The 23721-nt window shown below is 37.6% G+C and carries 24 protein-coding genes; 15 read left to right on the top strand and 9 right to left on the bottom strand.

The features are described 5' to 3' along the window. The first annotated feature begins 26 nt into the window (after positions 1–26). The 3 genes from LEP1GSC203_RS14605 to mdoH are packed head-to-tail and all read left to right on the top strand — an operon-like array spanning position 27 to position 4052. Complete coding sequence (locus tag LEP1GSC203_RS14605) at positions 27–1601, top strand: glucan biosynthesis protein (protein WP_002974823.1); 1575 nt, start codon at positions 27–29, stop codon at positions 1599–1601. Then, positions 1585–1974, top strand: a complete 390-nt coding sequence (locus LEP1GSC203_RS14600; RefSeq protein ID WP_002974809.1) for a hypothetical protein — start codon at positions 1585–1587, stop codon at positions 1972–1974. The genes LEP1GSC203_RS14605 and LEP1GSC203_RS14600 overlap by 17 nt, the downstream gene beginning before the upstream one ends. Continuing rightward, the gene (gene mdoH, locus LEP1GSC203_RS14595) at positions 1971–4052 is read left to right on the top strand and encodes a glucans biosynthesis glucosyltransferase MdoH (RefSeq protein WP_002974817.1); all 2082 of its coding nucleotides are present in this window, start codon (positions 1971–1973) and stop codon (positions 4050–4052) included. Before LEP1GSC203_RS14600 ends, mdoH begins: the two co-directional genes overlap by 4 nt. On the opposite strand, the gene LEP1GSC203_RS14590 is transcribed toward mdoH, so the two are convergent. Next, a complete protein-coding gene (locus LEP1GSC203_RS14590) occupies positions 3991–4956 on the bottom strand; it encodes a YheT family hydrolase (protein ID WP_039938131.1) in 966 nt (321 codons plus the stop codon). The genes mdoH and LEP1GSC203_RS14590 overlap by 62 nt on opposite strands. Positions 4957–5071: 115 nt before the next feature. Here LEP1GSC203_RS14590 and LEP1GSC203_RS14585 point away from each other — a divergent pair, with 115 nt between their 5' ends. Continuing rightward, complete coding sequence (locus LEP1GSC203_RS14585) at positions 5072–5518, top strand: hypothetical protein (protein WP_002974818.1); 447 nt, start codon at positions 5072–5074, stop codon at positions 5516–5518. 53 nt (positions 5519–5571) lie between these two features. Here the strand turns inward: LEP1GSC203_RS14585 and LEP1GSC203_RS14580 are convergent, their stop codons facing one another. Continuing rightward, entirely contained in the window at positions 5572–6153 is a 582-nt protein-coding gene (locus tag LEP1GSC203_RS14580; RefSeq protein ID WP_002974836.1) for a helix-turn-helix domain-containing protein, read from the bottom strand. Between the two features lie 780 nt (positions 6154–6933). Between LEP1GSC203_RS14580 and LEP1GSC203_RS14575 the strand changes: the two genes are divergently transcribed. The 4 genes from LEP1GSC203_RS14575 (at position 6934) to LEP1GSC203_RS14560 (ending at position 9930) form a co-directional block, all read left to right on the top strand. Then, complete coding sequence (locus LEP1GSC203_RS14575; protein WP_002974819.1) at positions 6934–7665, top strand: ParA family protein; 732 nt, start codon at positions 6934–6936, stop codon at positions 7663–7665. 27 nt (positions 7666–7692) lie between these two features. Next, positions 7693–8571, top strand: a complete 879-nt coding sequence (locus LEP1GSC203_RS14570) for a ParB/RepB/Spo0J family partition protein (RefSeq protein ID WP_002974842.1) — start codon at positions 7693–7695, stop codon at positions 8569–8571. Between the two features lie 517 nt (positions 8572–9088). After that, on the top strand, positions 9089–9706 hold the full coding sequence (locus LEP1GSC203_RS14565) for a helix-turn-helix domain-containing protein (RefSeq protein WP_002974815.1): 618 nt from the start codon (positions 9089–9091) through the stop codon (positions 9704–9706). A 38-nt stretch (positions 9707–9744) separates the two neighbouring features. After that, on the top strand, positions 9745–9930 hold the full coding sequence (locus LEP1GSC203_RS14560; protein ID WP_002974821.1) for a hypothetical protein: 186 nt from the start codon (positions 9745–9747) through the stop codon (positions 9928–9930). Positions 9931–9948: 18 nt separating this feature from the next. Here the strand turns inward: LEP1GSC203_RS14560 and LEP1GSC203_RS14555 are convergent, their stop codons facing one another. Continuing rightward, entirely contained in the window at positions 9949–10536 is a 588-nt protein-coding gene (locus LEP1GSC203_RS14555; protein WP_039938129.1) for a TetR/AcrR family transcriptional regulator, read from the bottom strand. A 94-nt stretch (positions 10537–10630) separates the two neighbouring features. Here LEP1GSC203_RS14555 and LEP1GSC203_RS14550 point away from each other — a divergent pair, with 94 nt between their 5' ends. After that, complete coding sequence (locus tag LEP1GSC203_RS14550) at positions 10631–11104, top strand: PaaI family thioesterase (RefSeq protein ID WP_002974825.1); 474 nt, start codon at positions 10631–10633, stop codon at positions 11102–11104. A 5-nt stretch (positions 11105–11109) separates the two neighbouring features. Here the strand turns inward: LEP1GSC203_RS14550 and LEP1GSC203_RS14545 are convergent, their stop codons facing one another. After that, the gene (locus LEP1GSC203_RS14545; RefSeq protein ID WP_002974858.1) at positions 11110–11715 is read right to left on the bottom strand and encodes a TetR/AcrR family transcriptional regulator; all 606 of its coding nucleotides are present in this window, start codon (positions 11713–11715) and stop codon (positions 11110–11112) included. Positions 11716–11831: 116 nt separating this feature from the next. On the opposite strand from LEP1GSC203_RS14545, the gene ppnP reads away from it, so the two are divergent. After that, positions 11832–12143 (top strand): pyrimidine/purine nucleoside phosphorylase, encoded by a 312-nt coding sequence (gene ppnP / locus LEP1GSC203_RS14540; RefSeq protein ID WP_039938128.1) that lies wholly within the window; start codon positions 11832–11834, stop codon positions 12141–12143. Here the strand turns inward: ppnP and LEP1GSC203_RS14535 are convergent. Further along, complete coding sequence (locus LEP1GSC203_RS14535) at positions 12134–12313, bottom strand: YegP family protein (protein WP_002974839.1); 180 nt, start codon at positions 12311–12313, stop codon at positions 12134–12136. The two genes, ppnP and LEP1GSC203_RS14535, sit on opposite strands and share 10 nt — an antisense overlap. Before the next feature lie 134 nt (positions 12314–12447). Between LEP1GSC203_RS14535 and LEP1GSC203_RS14530 the strand changes: the two genes are divergently transcribed. Further along, on the top strand, positions 12448–14313 hold the full coding sequence (locus LEP1GSC203_RS14530) for a 7TM diverse intracellular signaling domain-containing protein (RefSeq protein ID WP_002974843.1): 1866 nt from the start codon (positions 12448–12450) through the stop codon (positions 14311–14313). 92 nt (positions 14314–14405) lie between these two features. Continuing rightward, positions 14406–15938 carry an MASE3 domain-containing protein gene (locus LEP1GSC203_RS14525; protein ID WP_039938127.1) on the top strand — a complete coding sequence of 511 codons (1533 nt, stop codon included), beginning with the start codon at positions 14406–14408 and terminating at the stop codon, positions 15936–15938. On the opposite strand, the gene LEP1GSC203_RS14520 is transcribed toward LEP1GSC203_RS14525, so the two are convergent. The 4 genes from LEP1GSC203_RS14520 to LEP1GSC203_RS14505 are packed head-to-tail and all read right to left on the bottom strand — an operon-like array spanning position 15918 to position 19574. Further along, positions 15918–16970 (bottom strand): hemin-degrading factor, encoded by a 1053-nt coding sequence (locus LEP1GSC203_RS14520; RefSeq protein ID WP_002974826.1) that lies wholly within the window; start codon positions 16968–16970, stop codon positions 15918–15920. The two genes, LEP1GSC203_RS14525 and LEP1GSC203_RS14520, sit on opposite strands and share 21 nt — an antisense overlap. Further along, positions 16967–17746, bottom strand: a complete 780-nt coding sequence (locus LEP1GSC203_RS14515; protein ID WP_002974827.1) for a heme ABC transporter ATP-binding protein — start codon at positions 17744–17746, stop codon at positions 16967–16969. The genes LEP1GSC203_RS14520 and LEP1GSC203_RS14515 overlap by 4 nt, the downstream gene beginning before the upstream one ends. After that, a complete protein-coding gene (locus tag LEP1GSC203_RS14510) occupies positions 17743–18729 on the bottom strand; it encodes a FecCD family ABC transporter permease (RefSeq protein ID WP_002974851.1) in 987 nt (328 codons plus the stop codon). Before LEP1GSC203_RS14510 ends, LEP1GSC203_RS14515 begins: the two co-directional genes overlap by 4 nt. Then, positions 18726–19574 (bottom strand): heme/hemin ABC transporter substrate-binding protein, encoded by an 849-nt coding sequence (locus LEP1GSC203_RS14505; RefSeq protein ID WP_002974845.1) that lies wholly within the window; start codon positions 19572–19574, stop codon positions 18726–18728. The genes LEP1GSC203_RS14510 and LEP1GSC203_RS14505 overlap by 4 nt, the downstream gene beginning before the upstream one ends. A gap of 129 nt (positions 19575–19703) precedes the next feature. Here LEP1GSC203_RS14505 and LEP1GSC203_RS14500 point away from each other — a divergent pair, with 129 nt between their 5' ends. From LEP1GSC203_RS14500 to LEP1GSC203_RS14490, 3 genes are all read left to right on the top strand, one after another. Continuing rightward, positions 19704–20423 (top strand): hypothetical protein, encoded by a 720-nt coding sequence (locus LEP1GSC203_RS14500; RefSeq protein ID WP_002974846.1) that lies wholly within the window; start codon positions 19704–19706, stop codon positions 20421–20423. A gap of 150 nt (positions 20424–20573) precedes the next feature. Next, positions 20574–21179 (top strand): HmuY family protein, encoded by a 606-nt coding sequence (locus LEP1GSC203_RS14495; RefSeq protein WP_002974838.1) that lies wholly within the window; start codon positions 20574–20576, stop codon positions 21177–21179. Positions 21180–21209: 30 nt separating this feature from the next. Beyond that, positions 21210–23699 (top strand): TonB-dependent receptor plug domain-containing protein, encoded by a 2490-nt coding sequence (locus tag LEP1GSC203_RS14490; RefSeq protein WP_232225905.1) that lies wholly within the window; start codon positions 21210–21212, stop codon positions 23697–23699. Positions 23700–23721 lie beyond the last annotated feature (22 nt).

The raw sequence follows: 23721 nt of genomic DNA, 5'->3' as shown, positions 1-23721 counted from the left end.
ATAGAATGTTAATTAATCATTACCCTATGAAGAAATTGAACCTATATCTAGCACTCATTGCCTTGGTATTGTGTGTCATCATCATCATCCGAAAAAACGATCTGACCCTAAACAAATTAGCCACTCTTATGGCGATATCCACTCCTACCGAAGTTTTCGACTTTCATAGTACAGATTTGATTGCACAACAGAAATTGAAGTCTAAATTTTCCCCAACTCCGGAGTTCAAAATTCCAGGCCTTGATGGGATTAGTTATGATGATTATAGGCAAATCGAATACAAACCCGATGTAGCGATCTGGAAGAATCTTGCTCTGCCCTACCAACTCCATTTTTTTCATCCAGGACATATCTACAGCAACGGAATTCAAATATATGAAGTGATCAATGAAAAACCGGTGGAAATTCCCTACGATGCATCACGTTTTAACTTTGGAGACCTACCTCTCTCAGAAGATTTTGCAGAACTTACGAAAAATCTTCATTATACAGGTTTTCGCGTTCATTATCCGATCAATCAAAAAGAAGCATTAGAAGAATTTTTAGTTTTTCAGGGTTCCTCTTATTTCAGAGCAATTTCCAAAGGCCAAGTCTATGGACTATCAGGAAGAGGACTTGCTATCAACACAGGTCCCAAAGACAAAGAAGAGTTTCCAATCTTCGAAAGTTTCTACATCAAACGCCCACAAAAAACAGACACAACCATCACTATCTACTCCATCATGAATAGCGAATCCGTAGTAGGCTCTTATGAGTTCATTGTAAAACCAGGCGAAGTCACAACCATTGATGTACGAGCAAAAATTTATCTTCGCAAAAAAATCAAACGTCTAGGATTTGCTCCAGTAACCTCCATGTATTTATATGGAGAATCAGACAATCCCATATTAGGCAACATCCACCCTGAAGTGCACGACTCTGATGGCCTCCTCACACAAAACAAAACTGGCGATTGGGAGTGGAGACCCCTGATCAATCCCAAAAAAACCCAGCTAACAAGAATTCCATTAGATTCACCATTAGGTTATGGACTCATCCAAAGAGATCGTAAGTTCAAAAGTTACCAAGACGAAAAACTCAAATACCACTTAAGGCCTAGCGTCTGGGTGGAACCAAAAGGTGACTGGGGTAAGGGAAATCTGTATTTACTCGAGTTTACCACCAATTTAGATTCGGATGACAATGTGACTACATTTTGGGAACCAGCTGTCCCACCTAACTTAAATGAAGGTTACGAATTCCAATACACACTCCACTATACTGAAAAATCTCCAAAACACCATACATTAGGAAAAGCCTCTGCATTTTATAGAGGAGTAGACCCACTTTTCCCAAAAGAGAAAGTTTTCACACTTTATTTCACTGGTGATGAACTCAAATCTTTAGATCGTAAAACAAACCTAAATGCTATTATCAAAAATAATAAAATTCCTTCAGAACATATTCGTTACAAGATAGAGAAAATATCCGAACTTGACCAGTGGCGTTTGCAAATCTGGTATCCTGCATTAGCAGATGAGTCGGACTGGACTGTTTACCTGGAAAATGGGAACCAAAGAATTACCGAAACCTGGATGTATCGTGATGGACTATCCAAATAACACTGAATATATGAATGAATTTAGCGAGAGAACTCGCACCTATCTAATTCTAAATGGAATCCAAAATGAATACAAAATTGCAGAGATATTAAATAATTTTTTCAAGTCTTCTCCCCTGGAACTCTCATTTTCGTCCGATTGGAAACTTTGGGAAAGTTATCTAAAAACAAACGAAATAATGCCAACCCATTCACTTCCCATAGCCGATAGATCTTGGCAATTTGGTTCAATGATTCCTCATTCCTCTGAATGGAAAAGGGACACAAAAAAAACAAAACAATCAATTGTTGGTTCCTTAAAACCAGTATTTGTCATCGTATCTATCTTCCTTTGGAGCCTTCTCTATTACTTAATTATATTTAGGTTGTTATGATCCAAATCCAACGTAGTTTATTTTTTCTTTCGTTTATAATCCCAGTGATATGGGGATTTAGTTTATTTATTGAAATCATTTCTTTTCGGGGGATCGAGATCACCGAATACTATCAATTCATTACGCTGATTTTTCTTTTGCCGATGTTGTCCTATGGAGCCAGCACTTCACTCTTTGGTTTTTTATTATCTCTGAGAAAAAAAGGAGATCCACTCCTGAAAGCAAAACAAATCCCGAAGGAAAATTTGGATTTTCCTGCTTATGAAGCCATCCACGTTGCCGTTGTGATGCCCGTTTATGAAGAAAATGAAATTTCCATATTTTCTAGAATCAAAGTAATTTTTGAGTCAGTAGAAAAAATTTACAAATTACCAAAACTAGATTTTTTTATCCTTAGCGACACAAGAACACCAGAAAAATGGATCAAAGAAGAAGCCGCCTACATAGAGTTATGTGAGTCAAAAAACAACTTCCATAACTTCCACTACCGCAGAAGAAAAAGTAACCTAAATGGAAAAAGTGGAAACCTCGCGGATTTCTGCAGAAGGTGGGGGAAAAAATACAAATACATGATCGTTTTGGATGCCGATAGTTTAGTTTCTGGCGAACTCATCATCCAACTGATCGCCAATATGGAAAAAAACCCTAACGCAGGTATCATTCAATCTAGTACCAAAATTTTTAGATCCACTACCATTTTCCAAAAATTAACAGAATTTTCTTCTTATCTTTTTAGTCCTTTTTTCTTAAAAGGAGCTAGCTTTTGGCAAATCAATGCATCGGGATACTGGGGACACAATGCGATCTTAAGGGTCAAACCGTTTATGGAACATTGTGCACTTCCCCACCTTCCTGAATATGGTGGCCTCGGTGGAAAAATTTTAAGCCACGATACTGTGGAAGCGGCTCTCATGCGAAAAGCAGGGTTTGAAGTTTTATGTGCTTACGAATTAGAAGGAAGCTACGAAGAAAATCCACCCAACATAATTGACGCGCTCAAAAGAGACCAACGTTGGTGCCAAGGAAACTTACAACATTTCTGGTTTTTATTCGGCAAAAAAATCCCTTTTATCAACCGAATCCATATTCTCAACGGAATCCTATCTTATCTTAATTCACCAATCTGGATGTGTTACATCATATTAAGTTTGTGGAACTATTTGGAAGATAACAAATATTTAAATTATTCCATGTTACCCGAAGAATATGAATTCTTCAAATCGCAGATTTACGATCCGCTCTATATAAAACTTTTATACCTTTCTTTATTGTTGTTATTTTTACCCCGAGTCCTTAGTTTTATAAGCTTACCTGGATTACAAATTCTAAAAAAACTTCCAGCCTTCCTTTTAGAGACAACATTTTCAATACTCATCGCCCCTATCTATATGATCTACCATAGTATTTTTGTTTTTTCTATATTACTAAACAAAAGAATCACATGGGGACCACAAAACCGAGATGCAGATTCAGGATACAATATCCCTTACATTCTCTCTTCTTTTTTTGGAGTGACCATTCTTGGTTTTGCCTGTGCCTATATAAGTTACACTCACTCGATTATGTTATTTGTTCTGACAATGCCTATCTGGATCGGCTGGATTTTATCCATTCCTCTAGTGATCCTAACTGGCAAAGAACAAAAATCATTAAACAAAATACTCGATCCTAGCTTTTGGAAACCAAATACAAACTTAATCGGTCGCCTAGAAGAAGAATTAACATCTCATAAAAATAGTTATCTCGAAGGTCGCGAATTCTTTTTTGCCCTTGTCCATCCCATATTTCACAATAGACACAAACAACTCCAAGGAAACAAACTATACCAATCCAAACTTCCCAAATCTATCGAGGAAGATTTTGAAATTTTATTAAAACATGGACCCGAATCTTTGGAGAAAAAATCGCTTTTAAAGATTCTATCAAACAGAGAGTTACTTGATTCATTCTATTGGAAATTTTGGACCTCCAGAAAGACTGATTGGGCAAAGTATTGGTTAACAATTTGGGAAGAAATCAACCCATCTTTTTTTCCATCAATTTCCAATAATAAGAAGACCGATTCAAATCTTCAATAAAACCGCAGTGTCCACCTTTCGACTCAATCACAACTTCTAAGTAGGAAGAGGGAGGGATCTCAACAAATTCCTTCCATGGAATGACAGGATCATCCATAGAAGTGAGAATGGTTGTAGGGATACGAATAGACTTAAAAAATAAATCATTCAAAGTATAGGATTCAAAATACTCATCCACAGAAGAAAAATGGGAGAACTCTCTCACCATTTTTTCTGTTAAGTGCATTACCGACTGATAATCATCCAAATCATGAAAAGAATACAAGTGAGGAAATAAATTTGCTTTTTTTACGAGAGATGTTTTCCAGGAATTCAAAAAATATTTTCGCAAAAAAGGATGTTCATCCATTTTAATTGTAGCTCTTTTCGGATCCAAAGCTGGACTAAATGCAAAACAATGTTTTAATCCAGGAATTTGGTCGGCAACCTTGGAAAGGGAATGACGAGCAGCCATCCGCAATACAAAATTACCACCCAATGAAAACCCAGCCAAAAATACAGGCCCCTTAGTTCCAAAAGTTTTTACCAATTCTCTTACCGCTTCATATGATTCCTGAAGCAAACTTCCGTTAAAGATTCCTTCATTAAGATGGTGTGTATCCCCATGGTCTCGCAAATTTAGCCGGTAAACAGAGAACCCTTTTTTCAAAAAAAACCTTGTGGTACGTATGATATAACTGGAATGAATGCTACCTTCCCAGCCATGAACCAAAACTACGAGTCCTTTTGGATTTGGTACTTCATGAACTCGGGCAAGAAGCGTTGTGCCGTCTGTTGCCTTTACCGATTTCCACTCCCCTGCAATGGCATGCCCATATCGTTTGTCTGATTTTGATTTAAAAGAAGCCATAAAGGACTGAACCATGGCTCCAGAAAGAAAGGGTAAAGGTTTAAATAGACTCATAGACAATCACCCTAGTTTCCTCGAATTAGAAATATTTTCAATAAATTATCCTCGACGAGTCGCTTCCTATAGGATTTCAATTAACAAAACTTCAATCACGGTAAGGACTCAAACCATGAAATTTACAATTCCTTTCATTCTACTATTTATTACCGCCTGCCAAAGTTATACGCCATTAAAATCCGAATGGAAAACTCAAAATGGGACAGAAGTTTTTTATGCAGCTGTTTCTGCAAAAGCGAGCCAACAAGCCATTGAATCAGGCAGCTTAGCAATGAGAAGGAGCACTTGTGTCAATGCTACAAACCTACTCTCCACTTCCCCAAAACTCACTTCTATTCTTTTAGAACAAGAATCCATCCAACTAGATGAAGTAGAGGCCGAAGACCTTGGGCGCCTTATTTCAACCCATAAAATCAAACCCAAACAAGATTCTTGCCAAACAGAAAGCGGCAATTATTTTTTCGCAAGCCCTGCTTGGGAATCTTGTCAATGCGTATACATCATCGAATACCCAGGCGGAAGAAAACAATTCCACCAAGACATCACCCAAGTTAAATGACCTTTGGCAAAATCTGAGTAATGAAAACCATCTTCATCCATGCCAAATGAAACCTAGGATGGATTTGCCTTCCAGCGTTCCCAATAAGAAAGTTGTAACCCACTCAATGCCTCAGGTCCTCGGACCTGGGAAAGCACGAACCTCGTAGACAACGAAAGTCTCTTTTCACTCCAACGCAAAAACTCATCCCAATCTGATTCCTTATCTTTTTTCAAAACACTATTTTGTATATTTGTATGTACTTCGTATTTAAGAGAAGGCTTTGGAGCCGTAGAAGACTCAGGTTTGGATTTGATTCCTATTCGGGGTTTTATCTGCAGCCCAGAAGTTACATCCTTTCTCTGACTAAGATCCAATTCAGATTCGGTAGTTGGTAACTCTGGTTTTAAATACCGCTTCCTTCCATCAAAACCAGTTTGTTTCAAAAGCCCCTTTGCTTTTAGTTGCGAAACCAATCGTGACACCGTATCTCGTTTCAATCGCAAAACTGCTCCTAAATATTCATTCGAAGCAAAACATCCGCCCTTTGCATCCAAAGAAACTATCTCTGCATACAACCTAGTCTGATTCGGCGTAAGACCCAAATCTTCCATCCATTGGGCGACCCAAACACCTGTTCTTTTTGATTCACTCATAACGACCCCTTGTGCCCAACAAAAGCCTTCGGCTTCCAAAAGAAGGTTTCTTCCTTTGGATTTGTAACAACAGAAAGACAAACCTTCGGTGCTGTTACTAAAAAACTGGGAAGTTCTTACGAACGTCCTATTTGGAATTCTTTTGAATTCCAGGTGATGTATTTAAGCGGTTTAAATTGTGGAAGACCGCTTTTGGGTATGGAGACACCTCCCCTACCCTATCTCTATTAGCACCAGATTCCATTTTCTGTCAAGTTTTAATGTGACATAATTCTAAGCCCGAACGCATCTGCTAGATGGCAAATTAATTAGAACGGGTCCGTTCTGAAACATTGTAACAAAAGTTTTTTAGAAAGAGTAGGGGATATTAGAGGAGAGAAGTCTCTCTGAACTGCTTCCACACAATCCAGAGAGTTTACATCACCCGGTTAAAGGGGTTACGATCACTCTAACAATCCGCAAAAAATAGTACAAGAATTTTTTCTCCAAAGCCAAAATAAAAACCCGAAGAAAATATTTGGGCGCATCGAATCTCTTACTCTATCCTTGTCTCCCGACAAACGACCAGGCTCTCCGCTGCAATCTTTCCCCCTGGGAAAGGATTTCCGCTACGATCCTTTGCGCAGAGGTTATTTTATAATATAAATTCACATAAAGATCCATAGGTGAAGTCTCAAAGATTCATCAGAATTCGAAGTACGCCGGCGTACTTTTTAAAAAATATTCTAGAAATTGATTTTTAATTGCACCAAGAAGGCTAAATCGCAAACTCATTTTGCAATGAAGATCATAACAGTTGCCAATATCAAAGGCGGAACTTCCAAATCAACTACTGCCATCCATTTAGCTCTGGCTCTTTCCAAAAAAGGCACCACCTTAGCTATAGACATGGACCCACAAGCAGATCTTTCCGACTTCTTTTTCCCTGAAGAACCAGTTGAATTTTTTGATTCAGGAAACACTCTCACTGTTTTAAACGCAGAGACAACACTAGCCGAGTCTGTAAAACCAGCAAACAACATAGATGTATTACCCTCAATCATCGAACTTTCCGATTTAAGTTATCTTGCATCAAAAGATTTTTCCATGATCCCTCGCCTAAAAAACATTTTACTGAAGGCCAAATACGATTACGTAGTAATCGACACACCCGGATCAGGATCTTCAGAAAACATAGCCTCTTATTTACCTGCATCAGTTATTCTTGTCCCAGTAACACCTTCCAAATGGGCAGTACGGACTGTTGCTCAAGTTCTCAAAAAAGTAGAAGAAGCAGAAAGGTTCGATGAACAATCCAAAAAAAAATCAGTGATGATTCTCCCCTCTCAGTGGGGGACTTCCCAAAAACAAATGGACCTTCTCGAAAAACTAAACACAATAAAGTCGTTAAAAATCCTGGAACCGATTCCGAAAAATGACAGCATTCGGGACCGTACAGAAACCGGAAAACCTCTACAAGAAGGAAGCACCCCTTGGAAAGCTTTTGAAACTTTAGCGGAGAAACTAAAATAAAGTACGCCGGCGTACTTTATCAAAATTATGAAAAACAAAGCAAACTATAATCCAGCAGATATTCTTTCTAGAGCCACAGCTAGAACCTCTTCTCTAAACCCATTCCTAAAAGAAGAAGGGACTACTAATCACAATGCAACAGACATCCCTATCGACCAGATATTAACAGAAAACAACCCACGAAGAACATTTAACGAATCCACTATCCGAGAATTAGCAGAATCTATTTCCCAATATGGACTTTTACAACCAATTGTTGTCAGAAAAAAAGCAGGGAAATATGAACTCATCAATGGAGAAAGACGTTTCAGAGCACACAAACTTCTCAAAAGAAAAACCATTCTTGCGATCGTTAAAAACGTAGAACAAATTGATGTTTCTAAATTACCCGAAATCAAGTTGGTAGAAAACTTGCAACGTGAAGATCTTTCAGAATCTGATTTGGCACTTTCACTCCAAGAACTAAAAAATAGACACAAAGAAACCAATGAACAATTGGCAAAACGTATCAACAAATCTGGACAGTGGGTAAAAACAAAAATCGCTCATGCAGAAATTCTAAAAGAATCAAATATCAATACAACATCAGACAAAAGTCACCCCATCTTCCAAATTCCTACAAGTTTATTCACCGAAATTGCTCCACTCGATGTTCCCAATAGAAAAAAAGCTATCGATTATCTTATCAAAGGGTTAGAGAAAAAAGGTGACTTCCCTTCTCGTAACGACCTTAGGGATTTTGTTCGTCCATTAAAACCAAACAAACCTAAACAAACAAAACCCAAACTAGGCAATTTAGAACTAAAGGATCTAAAATCCAAACTTCTTAAAATTAAGGAAAAAATCTCTCTGCTACAAAAGGAAAAAACGATCCTTGAGGAAACCATTCGTAAGTTCAAAAAATAAATCTTCGAAATTTTCCAATTTCAAGAGAGTTTCCCTGAACTTATTTTTTTAGCAAAGGAATAGAAAAAAACTTGTACTCCATTCCATAGAAGGCTAAATTGTTCTTAATCCTTAACCGGGTTGAACAATAAAAGCCCTGGGAAGTGTGGTAGCGACCCGGGGCCATTTTCCATCCCTCCCCAAATATCAATTCCAATGAGACCTCACCAGAATTATGTCTCATTTTTCACTTGACGAAAATTTTAAACTTGTACATATGGGGAACGTTCGGGTCACACAACCGAACACGGCTCTACCACAATGCCGTTATTGTTCAAACCGGAATTTCTAAAAAAGTTCCGAGAGGACGTTCGTAAGAACTTCCAAACTTTCTCTTCTCTAGTTTGACCGAAGGTTTGTCAGAAACAAAAACAAACTTTCCAAAGTAGTGTAGGGGAGATGCACCATAGGTGTATTGGCATAAAACAACCAAACGCTCGTAGCCGGAGATGTGTTCGTTTGGGAGAAGGAACCTAAAATGAAAACAAATCGAACAGGAATTTGGATTCCCGTTTGGATTGAGAAATTGAATCTCTCTCATAGCCAAACCAAATTATATGCAGAAATTGTATCCTTACATGATAAAGGCGGGTGTTTTGCATCTAACCGATATTTTGGTGAAGTTCTTGGTCTCAAGATGGATACCATTTCTAGACTCATCACTTCTCTAAAAAAACTCGGTCTTTTGGAACAAACCGGATTTGATGGAAGAAGAAGGTATTTACGACCTATTTTTTCCAACCCGAAAGCCAAAGAGATAACCTTAGAAAAAATAGCCTTGGAGAAAATTCCAACCCAAGAATTGAAAGAAGTTGTAGAAACTCTCCAGGTCCGTCCTACCAAAAATTCCAATGCAGGTTTGGAAAAAATTCAGCCCTCCTTTATCAGTACATTAGAGGTACAAAATAAAGTACAAAAAAAAAGTCCTTGGGAAGAATTCAAAAGTTGGAGTGAAAGGACTCTATCAAAATCTACCCACTCCCAAATTTCCAATCTACCCTCACCAGAATCCTTACAAGGCGCTTTAAATTTGATTTGGAAAAATTGGATGGAAACTCAAAACAATATTCCCTTATGGAAAATACCTCAAATGTAATTGATGACCTAAAAATGTTGTGATGAAGAGGAGATTTAATGTTAGTTTATAAACATAAAAAAACGGGGAATTTATATCTAAAGTTGGATGAAGCCAAAAATTGCACCAATGCGAACGATGGCCAACAAATGGTGTATTATTGTGAATATGGTAAAGAAAATCCAATGAAATTTGTCAGAGAAAAATCTGAATTTTTGGAAAAATTTGAAGCGCTCAGACTCTAAAAAGCAGAGTATTTTTACTTAAATAGCAAAACGTAAGATGTCTTCAGCTATTTCCATCTTAGATTTTTTAAGTGTTCTGCTCTCGGTATCAGGAAAGTCAGTTTCTATACATAAATTGCTATAACCATGGACCAAAGACCAAGCCATCAGAGCAAAACTTCTGCGGTTGTCTTTTCTCCGTTTTGCTTTTAAGTAGAATCTACAACCTCGTACTAAAATAGCGTAAGATTTTATTTTAGATCGTTTTAAGACTGATGATTCATTCGATCTTTTTGTCTGAAACATGAGCCTATAGTAATTTGGATTTTTAACAGCAAATTGAATGTAAACCAAACCTAGTTTAACAAAGTACTCATCTGGATTCTCTGTAATTTGAGGAATTTTTTTTTGTAAAGAGCCGAGCCTGTCAAATCCAATGGAAGATAATATTTCTAATACTTCCTCTTTGTCTTGAAAATGTCGATAAACCGCTGCATGAGAGACTCCGGAAAGAGTCGCAACTTCCCTCAGTGAAAAATCGGCAGCACCTTTTTTTTGTAACAATTTATGACAAGATTTGATGATTGAATTTTTCAAATCACCATGATGGTAAGAGACCCGTTTCACAATATAATTTTGATAAATAAGTTACCAGTGGCAACATTTTTTCTTGAATAAAAAACAAATAATGTTACAATTGGTAACATATGGAGGTTGTTTTATGCAAACACTTACAACCGAAGAAACCCAAAAAATCTTAGAAGAAATGACCGCTAATTTCAATCACGGAGGCAGAAAGATTACTGTACCCCCTCCGATTTTTTTAGCAATGAATGCTGAAATTTTATCATACACCAAAGGGAAAAGTATTACTGTTGCCTTTCCGGTTTCAGAAGAACAAGCAAATCCAATGGGTATGATGCAAGGTGGTGTGATTGCCGCTGCCTTTGATAATGCCTTTGGTCCTCTTAGTTATCTAGTGGCAAAACGTCCTACTACAACAATTGATATGAATATTCAATACATTCGAGGAGTGGCTGTTGGCCAACGAGTGATTGTAACTGCTTCTGTGGAAGCAAAAGGGTTTTCCACCATTCATATGATAGGTGAAATGAGGACTGAAAAAGACAAACTTCTAGCCACTGCTACAACGAATCTGCTTATTTTAAAAATTCCAGGTGGGGTGGGGGAGTAAGGACTTTAGTTTTTGTAATCGTATCTTTCAAGAACCATTTCAATGATTGTTGGCGTACAAGTAGTTGTATCATTGAAGTGTTGGCTCATAATCACACCATGGAGAAAGGTTTTGATAAGGATCATTTCTTTGTCAGGTTCTTTGATCCCATAGGATCGGAATCTTTCTCTCATCGCCTCTTTGAAAGGGGCAAACCGTTTTTCCACATTTTCTACCATCTTTTTGGAAAGTGAGACAGAACCTGGTTGGAAAAGACATACAGAAATCAAAACCATGGTTTTTCTTTCTTCTTTTGCAAATTGGATCGAACGGTTAAAAAATTCCCTTACATATTCTTTCGCAGAAAGGTTTGGTGGGATGGTTTTGTAGAATTTCTCTTGTTTGGCGAGGTGAGTGTCGATGATTTGTTCAAAAATTTGATTTTTGCTTTTGAAATAATTATAAGCAAGTCCCTTAGAAATTTTTGCGTGGTTGGCAATCATTTCCATGGTGGTTTGAGAGAACCCATGTTTTGCAAATAAAGCAATGGCAGAGGAGAGGATCCTTTCGATGGATTTTTCCCTAGCTTGTTGCTTTTTGTTCTCTGATTTTTGTGAGGTCTTTATGGGCACTGACTTCACCGTTCTGGTACTTTCGAATTTCGCAAACACTTTTTAATGCCAAATCAATGAGATCTTGGAATTGGAATTCACTTGGAAGTCTCGAGCGGTTCCGGTTTTTGGTCTGTATGAGTTCATTTGCATCCGTAACAGTACTAAAACCAGCCAACATTTATTTCGATGGGAAAGTCACAAGCCGCACGGTCCTGTTCCCCAATGGGGAAAAGAAAACTTTGGGAATTATGATGCCCGGAGAGTATGAATTTGGAACCGACCAAAAGGAAATCATGGAAATCCAGTCAGGAAAACTATCCGTGTTATTGCCTGGATCCGAAACATGGCTTCAAATTGACGGTCAGTCTGTATTTGAAGTCCCTGCTGGATCCAAGTTTAAATTAAAAATCCAAACTGTAACAGACTATTGTTGTTCTTACGTTTGATCAACGATTTCCGCAGTGCCGGCATTAGACTTTACTGAGTCAATGCCGTTTTCGCAGGCTTGTTTCGAAGAATAACCTTCGCTAGATGCGATGATTTCCCCGTTGGCTGCTTTTAAGCGAAAGCGGAATTCTCCTGCCTTATCTTTGTAAATTTCAAATTTTGCTGACATGAACCTATCTCCTTGATTTGCCATGAATATCTCTTCTTTAGGGATTTTGGCAATACGTTTTCTCCTTAATTTTGAATTTGAATTTCAGGAGTTGGCATCTATCTTAACACTGGCATTAGACCCGTTACGTGCCGATGAAACTTAATCGCAGAATTAATTTATTTCTATTCATTCTGGTTTTAATCTCTTGTGGCAATCGGTTCCCTGAACGTCCCCTCATTCAATATACATTTGAAACCAAAACCTTGGAACAAATCCTAGCAGGCGATGCAGTCTGGTCAAAAGCTCATGAAATGAAATACCATTTTGGCTATTGGAAGCCATCCGTCTGGGTAAAATTTGATTTGGTAAATCCAGAAAATGAACCGACGGATTATGTTCTTGAATTAGAATCTCCTTGGGTCGACACGGTTTTGTTAGGTTGGGAATCTAATGGGGAAGTGGTTAAAAAAACTTTTAACGGTTCTGGTGCTTTCGAAGCAAGAGAAGTGCCACATAGAAATCCAACTTACAAGTTGGCATTGAATCCTTTGGAAAAAAGAACCATTTATGCACATATAAGAAATTCGGGAATCTTGAATGCGCCATTTCGCATTTGGAAGATAAATTCTTTTTTTGATCGGATAGAAAGAGATTACGTGGCCAATGGAATTTATTTTGGAATTATCTTTGCACTTTTGTTATACAATCTTTTGATTTATGTCAGCGTTCGAGAAAAAGCATATGTTTACTATTGCCTTTACTTGACAACTCTTGGAATCAACTATTCATTGCTTGGTGGGTTTTTCAAACAGTTGCTTGTCCCTGAACTAGCGATGTCGATTAAACCTTACTTGTATGTTAGTGTAAATGCATCCTTAATGTTTGTGGGTTTATTCTCTCTATCTTTTTTAAATCTAAAAAAAGTTAATCCGCGATTACACCTTCTCATACTATTTAGTGTTATCGGTTTCGGAATCATGTCTATGGTTTCTTTTGTTCTTCCGCATAACTGGATGGAAGTTTCTTTTATTTACACCTTTCCGTATTTGTTTTTATTGCTAATGTCTGCAGGAGCTTACTCATATATAAAGGGAGTTAAATCTTCTCTGTTCTTTTTGCTTGCATGGTTTACTTTGTTTGTAGGTGTTATTTTTGATTCTTTGACAAAGGCTTCCCTCATTCCTTTTTCTACTTTCGGTCGGTATGGAGTTCAAATTGGTACCGCATTCGAAGTTATTTTGTTTTCCTTAGCATTGGGTAGGCGGCTTCGGTTTTTGTTAGAAGAAAACCTTCTCGCTCAAAATCAGCTAACAACAATTAAAAAGGATCTAGAAACAGCTCGAAAGATCCAAATGCGAATTTTGCCAGATAAATTGCCAACGAACCAGAAGTTGTCCATGGTGGTTTCTTACCTTCCTCTTTATGATGTAGGTGGAGACTTTTATGATTACTTTGAATTCTCTGAAGGTTTTGGTTTGGTAATTGCCGATGTAACTGGTCATGGGGTAAGTGCAGCACTCGATTCCTCAACAGTTAAAATTGCATTTCGGAATGCGAAAGAATTTAAGGAGTCACCGAAAGAGTTGGTAGCTGCAATGAACCGTTTTTTATGCACAAGTCTTCATGCTCGTTTCGTGAGTGCTGCCTATTTCTATATCGATTTTGAAAATATGAAATTATGTTTTAGTTCAGCAGGAAATCCTCCTTTTATTTTGATTCGTAATCGAGAAATAGAATCATTCGAGTGCCCGGGGCTTCTGCTGGGTGTTCGTTCTACCTTTGCATATGAAGAAAGAGTAGTTGATTTACAAGAAGGAGATAGGATTTTAATTTTTACGGACGGATTGTACGAAAATCTAAAATCAGACGAAGAACCTGAATCAATTTTGTTTCCTGAAATATCATCTATTATTGGAGAACGTTCGGAATTGTTTCATAAAAATTTATTAGATCGGTTGTCTCGAATGAGGCAGGTTTCTAAAGATGATATTACATTGATTTCTTTAGATATTATTTGAAAATCCATTTTAATCAAGGTTTTACTTTCTCTCTGCATTTAAAATAATTCCTTGCTAAATTCAATATTTTATATGTAATAGCCTGCTAAAGAATGTCGGGCCTCAGTTTATATTTCACTCTATTGCGCAATAATCGTTTTTATTTGTGGGTTATACTTTTTTCTATTTTCCCTCTCTTAATTGTGGGTACATTCCCTGGGTATTTTTACCGTGAGTATGAGATTGGTTATTTTTTAGTTTTCCACAACGTTACTGAAATTTTTAGCGTTATCGTATCTTTTTCAATCTTTGGATTGGGGTACTATTCCTATTCCCAAAGTCAAAACCCACATACTTTGTTTCTTGGAATTGGTTTCCTTGCTGTTGGTTTGATCGATTTTATGCATGCATTGGGATATGCAGGAATGCCTGACTTTGTGACTCCTAACTCTGGAAATAAATCATCGCAGTTTTGGATATTTTCGCGGGGGATAACCGCATTTGTATTGTTTGTTGCAATTTTTATAAAGCCGAACAAACAATACAAGTTAATCAAAGAAAGGACACTTATATTCTTTGCCTTTCTTTTGGTTGGCATAGTTTTTCTACTTGTTATATTTTATAACGATTGGATTCCGAAAACCTATGAGCAAGGGAAAGGGCTAACTACTTTCAAGAAAAATGCCGAATATGTGATTATTGCATTTCTTTTTTTGTCTCTGATCCTTTATAGTAGAGCAAATTTTTACACTTCCAAAAGGCAACTTCAATACTATTTGTCTGCCTTTATGGTTTGTATTTTTAGTGAAATGGTCTTCGCCGTATACACTAGCGTATTTGATGTTTATAATGTTTTAGGTCATATATATAAAATTGGTGCATTTTATTTAATTTATAAAGCGGTATTTATCGCCGCGATCAATGATCCATATGAGAAATTAATACACACTAATCAGCTTTTATGTAAAGAAATTGAAGAGAATAAAATTTATTCGGAGATGATTCAGAAGTCTTTGCGCGAAAAAGAAAATTTAGTTTCTGAAATTTTCCATAGAACAAAAAATTCAATACAGTTGGTTCGTTCGATTTTAATGATCCAGGCGTCTGATTTCCCGGAAGACAAAAATATTCAGTCTATTGTTGAAGACACTTCGATTAAAATTCAAACAATGTCTTTGGTACATGACCATTTATATGCTAACAAAGACTTAAGCGAAATTAAGGTTTCTGCATACTTGGAATCTTTGGTAGAATTGGTTAAGCAAGCTTATCCTTCTGCGGGGAAGGATATTTCCATTGATATTCAGGTTGGAGAAGGGTCTTTGCTTTTGGATACTGCCGTTCCCCTTGGATTAATCTTTACTGAGCTACTATCGAATAGTATAAAATATGCTTTCTCTACACTCGTTAGTGGTAAGATCGTAATTCGGTTTTCGTTAGATGATACCATTTGTCATTTTGAATATTTGGATAATGGCGTCGGTTTACCAAAAGATTTTGATTTGGGAAAACAGAAAAAGTTGGGATTAAGTTTAGCGAAGATTATAGCGGAAAAACAAATGGGAGGAACCTTGAGTATTGATGGTACCCAAGGTTTTCAAATGAAACTTGATTTCCCTAACAATTTATACAAAAGAAGGGTTTAGTTCCTCCGTTTTATTTACGTACTCGCGGGATAACTGGAACCAGAGATCAGATTGAGGGATACCTGGTTTTCTTTTTCCAAACATCTGTAAGATAAGATTCTCTTCATGGTCAAATACTTCTATTGAAGTGACTAATCCGTCTTTTGTTGGTTTGTCGACAATCCAAATAGATTCAATAAGGTCGGTTCTTAAATGTAGGTTAAATTCTGGATCAAGGACATTAAACCAAGGGCCCATAGGTTCTAGCTTTTGTATTTTGCCTGTATGAATTTGGATCATTCCAGGGTTCCCAACAAAGATCATTATATCCATTTCGAGTTTACTTACTTTTTCCATTAAGTTCAATAAATCTACTTTCGAAACTTTGAAGGAAAACTTTCCGTTTGCAGCTTTCAGTGAAAATTCCCTTGAATAATTGTACTTACGAATTAAAGAGAAAAAGTCGTGAGTGTCTTCGAGTTTACTCCATGCTTCAAGAAACTGTGGAATATCTTTTGGATCATTAGTTTCTTTTTTTGGTTCTTTCACCTTCGAAGGTAATTGGAACGATTGATTATCATCGATGAATTGTGTTTTTGCGATCTCCCAGCCTTCGGTTGTTGATTTTTCTGTCTGGTAAATTTTGTGTACAGCTTCTCCTTTGGAATCAAAGAACTGAAAACTACGAGTGATTCCGGTTTCTTTTGTTTCCTCAACGTAGAAGCCATACTTCCAGTCTTTTAAAAAAATACGTAGGTCAATATCTTCTCCAACGGCGAGAGCTGTTTGTCCGTTGACTGATACATTTCTATACACACCTTTTCTTTCATGAACACAAGATTCATTTCTTGTAAGTGCCATCACATAACCGAGGTTTGTGGTGTTCAAAAGAAACCCAGCCCAATCTGGTTTTAGCAGTTTGACTGAAGTGCCAATTTTTGTAGCAAGGAGTTCTGCTTCGCTTACGTTTAAATGTTTGGCAGCATCTCTGATTCTGAGTTTGGGCATATCTTTTGATAAAGTTTCCCACTGTTGTTTTAAGTTTTCATTCATATTGGTTCTCCTATGATTTCTGGAATGATAAAATTTCCTTCTGGTGAGCTGAGAATTCTTGCTTTCATACCAAACGCAGTTTCCAAATTTTCTAACGTTAACACTTCTTTTGGCTTGCCTGATTTAAGAATTTTTCCTTTGTGAAGTAGAGTAATTGTATCTGCATATAAAGCAGCAAGGTTTAAGTCATGTAATATCATGAAGACTGCATAACCTTGTTCTGTCATATGTTTGCATACATTAAGTGTTTTGTATTGGTTTGGGATGTCCAGGGCGGATACGGGTTCATCAAGAAATATATATCTTGGTGGTGTCTCCCAAGCTTGGGCAAGGATTCTGCCGAAATTGACCTTTTGTTTTTCTCCACCTGATAAGGTGGCATAGTTTTGTTCTTTTTGTTCAATAGAGTCAGTGATTTTTAAACAAGTTTGGACAATCTCTCTGTCTCTGTGAATATCTACCTTATGCGGATGGCGACCAAGTCCGATTACCTCTTCGGAATTGATGGGAAACGTTATGTTTGTCTCCTGGGTAAGGACAGCCCTTATCTTTGCCAATTGATTTTTTGAGTATTTGGTCAATTCAATCCCATCTAAATAGATATTTCCATTTTGTGGAGTTATATCACCGCATAACATATGGAATAGGGATGATTTGCCCGCTCCGTTTCGTCCGATGAGAACATGAAGCTCGCCAGGACAAATTTTGAGTTCTATTTTAGAAAGTATTTGTTTGGAACCTATTGCATAGTCTAAGTCAATTGCTTCAATTGTCATACATGGTTTATCCTTTTTCGAATTAAACTTAGAAAAAAAGGCGAGCCTAGAAGGGCTGTTGCTATCCCTACCGGAATTTCGGATGGAGCAATGATGACTCTACAAATTCCATCTGCAAAACAGAGTAGACCTCCTCCTAATAGGTAAGTGGAAATAAGTAGGAATCTATAGTCCTGTCCGATCACCAAACGAACAATATGTGGAACTGCGAGACCGACAAACCCGATATTTCCTACTAGTGAAATGCAAGCACCCACACTGATTCCGATAAGAAGTATGATGATGGTTTTTAAGAGTTCTGTCGATATTCCAAGATGGCTTGCTTCAAGTTCTCCTAGGATAAATACATTTAATTGTTTGGAAATCAATGGGCTGACTAAGATTGGAAAAATAAAAAAACATGAAAAAGATTTTATATTAGACCAAGAGGCACCACCCAAACTTCCCATATTCCAAAGAGAAAGATTTCGGAGTTGTGCTTCGTTTGCAATATAACTCAGAATTCCAATAGCAGATATACAAATGGCGTTTACCGCTATTCCTGAGAGTAATAGAGTGAAGATATCGGTCCTTCCTTTTGATTTTGAAAAAATGAAAATGATAAACGAGGATAAAATTCCTCCAAAAAATGAGAATAAAACAACACTCCAGATAGAATGCAAAAAGGGAATGGATGTACCTAGGACAATGGCAATTGCTGCAAATAGAGAACAACCTGCAGTGATACCAATTAGACCTGGATCAACAATCGGATTTCGAAAGAGGCCTTGTGCTAAAGCACCAGACCATGCCAACGACCCTCCTACCATAAGACCAAGAAGAATTCTCGGAACTCTTAGTTCAAAAAATACTCGAGATTCTATGCTATCACTCTGAAATAAATCCGTAAGATGTATATTCATCGCTCCGAGTAGTGAAGATGTTACTGCGGAGACAATGGAAAAGAGTGCGCAAAAAATAATGAAGATAATTTTTTTCTTCATTCGATGAGTTTCCATTGATCATTTAGAGTTTTTAAAACAAGCGGTAACCTTGGACCAAATCCTAAAAGCAAAAGGTCATCAACAAGGATTAAGTTTTTTTCTTTTCCAGCTCTTGTGAACTCCATTCCATTGATTTCCCAAATGGCTTTTTCACCACCAAAACCAAGGGCTGATTTTTCTGGCATGAGGATGATGTCCGGGTTTGCCTTTATGAGTGCTTCACTTGTCAGAGGTTTGTATTCTGAAAATTCGTTTACTGCATTTTTTGCGCCAGAGAGTTCAATCATGGCATGCGCAGCAGTTCCTGTTCCGGAAATAAATACGGAACTAGGATTTCTTGAATAGATAAAGAGAACTTTAAGATTGGATTTGTTTATTTTTAGATTTTGTATCTGTTCGTTGATTGATTTTGCTAAAACCGTTGCTTGTTTTTCTTTTCCTAATAGTTTACCTATCTCTAACACGCGATTGGCTGGGGTTTCTAATTTGAATTCTTCTGGAAATAAACGGAGAAGAATGCCTGCATCTTTTAAGTTTTGGATAGTCGCGGGAGGACCTGCGGATTCCAAACCAAGAATGAGTGTGGGTTTAAAAGTTAAAATACCTTCGGTAGCCAAAGTCCTTTGGTATCCAACGTTTGGAAGAGAAGACGCTTGTTTCGGAAAGTAGGAAGTGGAATCAACAGCAATCAATTGGTTTTCCAATTTTAGCGAATAGATAATTTCAGTCACTGTCCCATTTACGGAGATTATGCGATGTTTTGTCTCTGCTGATGCGGAAGAGGAGAGGAGGGTAAGGGATAAACAAAGAATCCCTATTTCTTTTGTTAAGTGGAATCGAATCATGGGGCTAGAATTGGAGAAAAGGCGGGACTGTCAACTGCAAAAGAGAATGAGACTAATTCTCAAAAAGCTTGACGGGAAACTGGCTTCTATGAAATTGAGAATCAGAATCAATTAAATAGGAGAGCGCCTATGAACAAGCTCAACAAATTCACAGTTGTAGCTCTGGCATTTAGCCTTAGCATAACACTCATTTCCTGCGAACAGGAAGATAATAAAGATAACAATACTACATTGGGATTGCTCACAATTTCTCAGGCACTGTCGGATGCCACCAAACGATGTGAAACTGTAGTTGATAGTTCTTATGTTTCCGGTACTTATTCGCCTCTTTGTACTCCAGCAGCAGGACAAGGTCGATTTTTTCGCCTCGAAGGAATGAGGGCACCAGGTGATAACGGATACTTTTATTTGTTGCTTGGTTACTCTGCAACACCAACAAGCACAACTCCTACTCTTTCTGGCCAATATACTTTTACCACAGGGAAATCAGTATCGAGCCCAAATCCCTATGCTTGGTTTCGAAATGCACAGTATGGAAACTACCAAGGCGGACAAATGGATTCAGGTGCAAATCCAACTAGCTTTAGTTATTCGACCGAACAAGAGCTTTGTGTAAGTTTTTCTGGAACTACTTCTGCTCCAACAACATACCTTTGGGTAACGGGAGTGGCTGGAGCTAACTGTAAGTTAACAGCAACACTTCAAAAAGAAAACGCAATTATTAATTATTCAGGATGGCCAACACCTGGGAATATAATGACTGAAGGGACTCAAGCTTACTTTCGTTTTAGTAACGTAACTCTATTTACTGGAACAAAAATCACAGTATCTTCGGAAAGTGTTCTTTAAAAAGAGAATGAATATGCCGATAAACGTACGTTTTCGGCAGCTAACAAAATATAAGTGAGAGATCCTATGGCTATTTTTTCGAAATCAAAAAGACAAATTTCAGTTTCTGTATTTTGCATTTTCTTGATTGTTTTGTTTGCGGATTGTTCAATGAAGCCAAAAGCAGAGGATGATTCTGCGGCGCTTTTATTTCTGCTGACAGGTGGAAATGCAAATAACCTTCCCTGTACTGCGACTGCAAATGCTGTAAGTACTACGGGTTCCTACACTACAACTGTGAATGCATCTTCCGCCTGTGCTTGGATACATGTAAGCTTAAAATCGAACGGAGTTGCAGTTGACTCGTCCGCACAGTGGGATATTGCATTTAAAAGATATAATGTTGCTACCAATAGTGGAACGAGTGGATCAGGAAGTGGTGGCGCATGCGATTCTGGGTCCACTAATTTTGCGGCAACCTATAATGGTTCAGAGTGTACGGCAGTCGTAGACGTCAAACTTTCCTCAGCCGGTGGTGGGCCAGTTTCTGCTTCTTCGGAAAGTATTAATCCTGTTTTGGCTGCTCCCCTGGATTTGTCTCCTATGCCTCCGGGGTACGGTGCTTGGTATACTTATTCCAATACAATACTTACTGCGAAAACAAATGTTTATATAGTAACTGGAAGTGATGGGTCAAAATATGCATTGCAGATGTTAGATTACTATAACGCTGCAGGAACTTCTGGGTATCCAAAGTTTCAATGGAAAAAATTTTAGCCCCGGTTAGAGGTCTTGAGTTTAGCGAAAATGATTTATAAATTGGCTTCTGCAGAATTGTTCGGTAGGAAGGGTTTCATTCATCTAAATAGAATCTTTTTCTTTTCCATATTGGTTCATACTAGTTTACTTTCGCAAAGTAATCTACCTAAAAAAGAAGAGGAGCCTTCTCAACCTCAAACTCCTCAGGAAACTGTAAAACAACAAAAACATGGAGAATCTGGAAATCAACCAAATGAAGTAAGTAGCGATAGATCGAATATAATCACTGTTACTGGGACAAGAAGAAGAAATCTTCTTAAAGATTCCACTATCACCACAGAAGTGATTACTAGAAAAGATATTGATGCCATGGGTGCAAGAGATCTTTCGCAAACATTGGGGAATGTGCCTGGAATTGAAGTAAGACCAGCACAGTCTGGAGAAAGAGGCCAAACTGTTCGTTTACAAGGGTTATCCGCACAAAATGTACTTATTCTTGTGGATGGCCAGAGAACAACAGGGCGGTTTAGCGGTTCGATAGACTTAACACGATTTAAAGCAGAAGATATCGAAAGGATTGAGATAGTAAAGGGAGCTTCTTCTGCGATTTATGGGTCAGATGCTATAGCCGGTGTGATTAATATCATTACTAAAGAAGCACAGGATCCATTGTATGCCGAGTTCCGTACCCAGGGAGGGTCTGGAAGTGAAAAGTATTATGGTCCTTATATGGAGTTCCGAAATTATGCAACCGTCGGAGCAAAAACGGAGAAACTATCAACTCTCATTACAGTCGGTTGGCATAAAGGAGATGGATATGATTTAACTCATGATGCAACACCAGGTCCTAGGAATGGAAGGTATGCATCTTTAGCTCCTGGTTATAATCCATATCCAGCGAATACTTCCATTGTGAACTCGTATTTGTTAGCAACAAAATTGCCAAATTATACTCCGCCTTTAGAGTCTACATCCGGAAGTGCCTTTAATGATATGAATCTTTCTAACAAAACGGTTTACCATGCAATGGACAATCTTACTCTAACAGGACAGTTCTATTATAGACATTTAGATCAAACTGCAGTTGATGCTTCACCTCCAAGAACGATCTATGACCGAAGAAACAAAACCCATGACTTTATGGGTGCATTCAATGTGGATTGGGTGGCAAACAAAAAAGTCAATGTAAACCTAAACGCTAATTATTCTAGGTTTCAGGATTTGTATACTACAGATCAAAGGAAAGCAGATGATCTGGATTCACAACAAAGAACAGACAACGCAGTAACCGAATTTAGATCTAGAGTAGACTATAAAATTTCAGAAAATCATATAACTTCCGTTGGTGCAGAAAATTTACAAGATCAAATTTCTTCTGCACGTATTGCTCCTGATTGTCGAAGAGCCTATCCAAATATATGTTATGAGGATTTTAATCCTGAATTAACTAAAGGACAAACGATTAATGGGAATGCTTACCGTTTTAGGAATGCGTTTTTTGTTCAGGACGAGTGGAAAGTATCTGATAAACCTAGAATACAAATTGTACCAGGAGTTCGATATGATCATGACTCTATTTATGGAGGAGAATGGCTTCCGAAATTAGCGATTCGTTATGACGTCACAGATCAGTTTCGTTTTCGCGCAGCAAATGGACTTGGCTATAGAGCACCAAGTTTCCAAGACCTATACTTTAATTTTTTAAATCCTGGTGTTGGTTACCGGGTAGTAGGGAGTTCAAATTTAAAACCAGAACTTTCCAGAAGTTATAATTTTGGTTGGGAGTGGGATATTACAAAAAGAATTTGGTATAGTACAAACTTGTTTCATAACAATGTAGATAATTTGATTGGATTTAGAACCAACCCTGTGAGAGATTCTTCGGGTTTAATGGTATATCAAACTTCTAACTACCAGAAAGCTACTACACAAGGGATTGAATCATCAATTAATCTTCGCCTTACTGAGATATTATCCACAAGTGTTGGATATACTTATACAGATACCAGAGATGAACTTACGAAACTTCCCCTTGAAGGTAGAGGTCCACATCGTTGGAATTTTAGTGTTCGATTAGATGAAAAATCTAGTGGATTGTCGTTGTCTGTATTTGCTGTTGTATTTGGAAAACAACCATACTATTGTGTTAAAAATCCATTTTGGTGTAACCCTGACCTCCCGCCAAACTTTGATGGTTTAGAATCACTCTTGAATAGCCAGGCACAAGCTAACATAACAAATTCGCTTAGTGCGCTGCCTGCTGGTGTTTCGGATTATTGTTCGGAAAATAATTTGTCATATTGCACTACAAGTCCCACTTATGGATATCGAATGGTTAACCCACATACAAATTTAAATTTACGTTTGTCCCAAAGATTTTTTGGGCACTTCCAATGGTTTGTAGGGGTGGACAATGCTCTGGATGCCTGGGATTTGCAATACAATCCACAAAGACCTAGGTTTTATTATTTTGGATTGGATGGCAAATTTGCTTTTAGTGATGTAAAAGTGACTCCGGCTGACCCTCAGGTAAATTAAAAATTTCTTTAAATCTTTTTCC

This window comes from Leptospira terpstrae serovar Hualin str. LT 11-33 = ATCC 700639 (assembly GCF_000332495.1).
GTDB lineage: Bacteria > Spirochaetota > Leptospiria > Leptospirales > Leptospiraceae > Leptospira_A > Leptospira_A terpstrae.
This window is presented reverse-complemented; position numbering and strand designations above follow the sequence as displayed.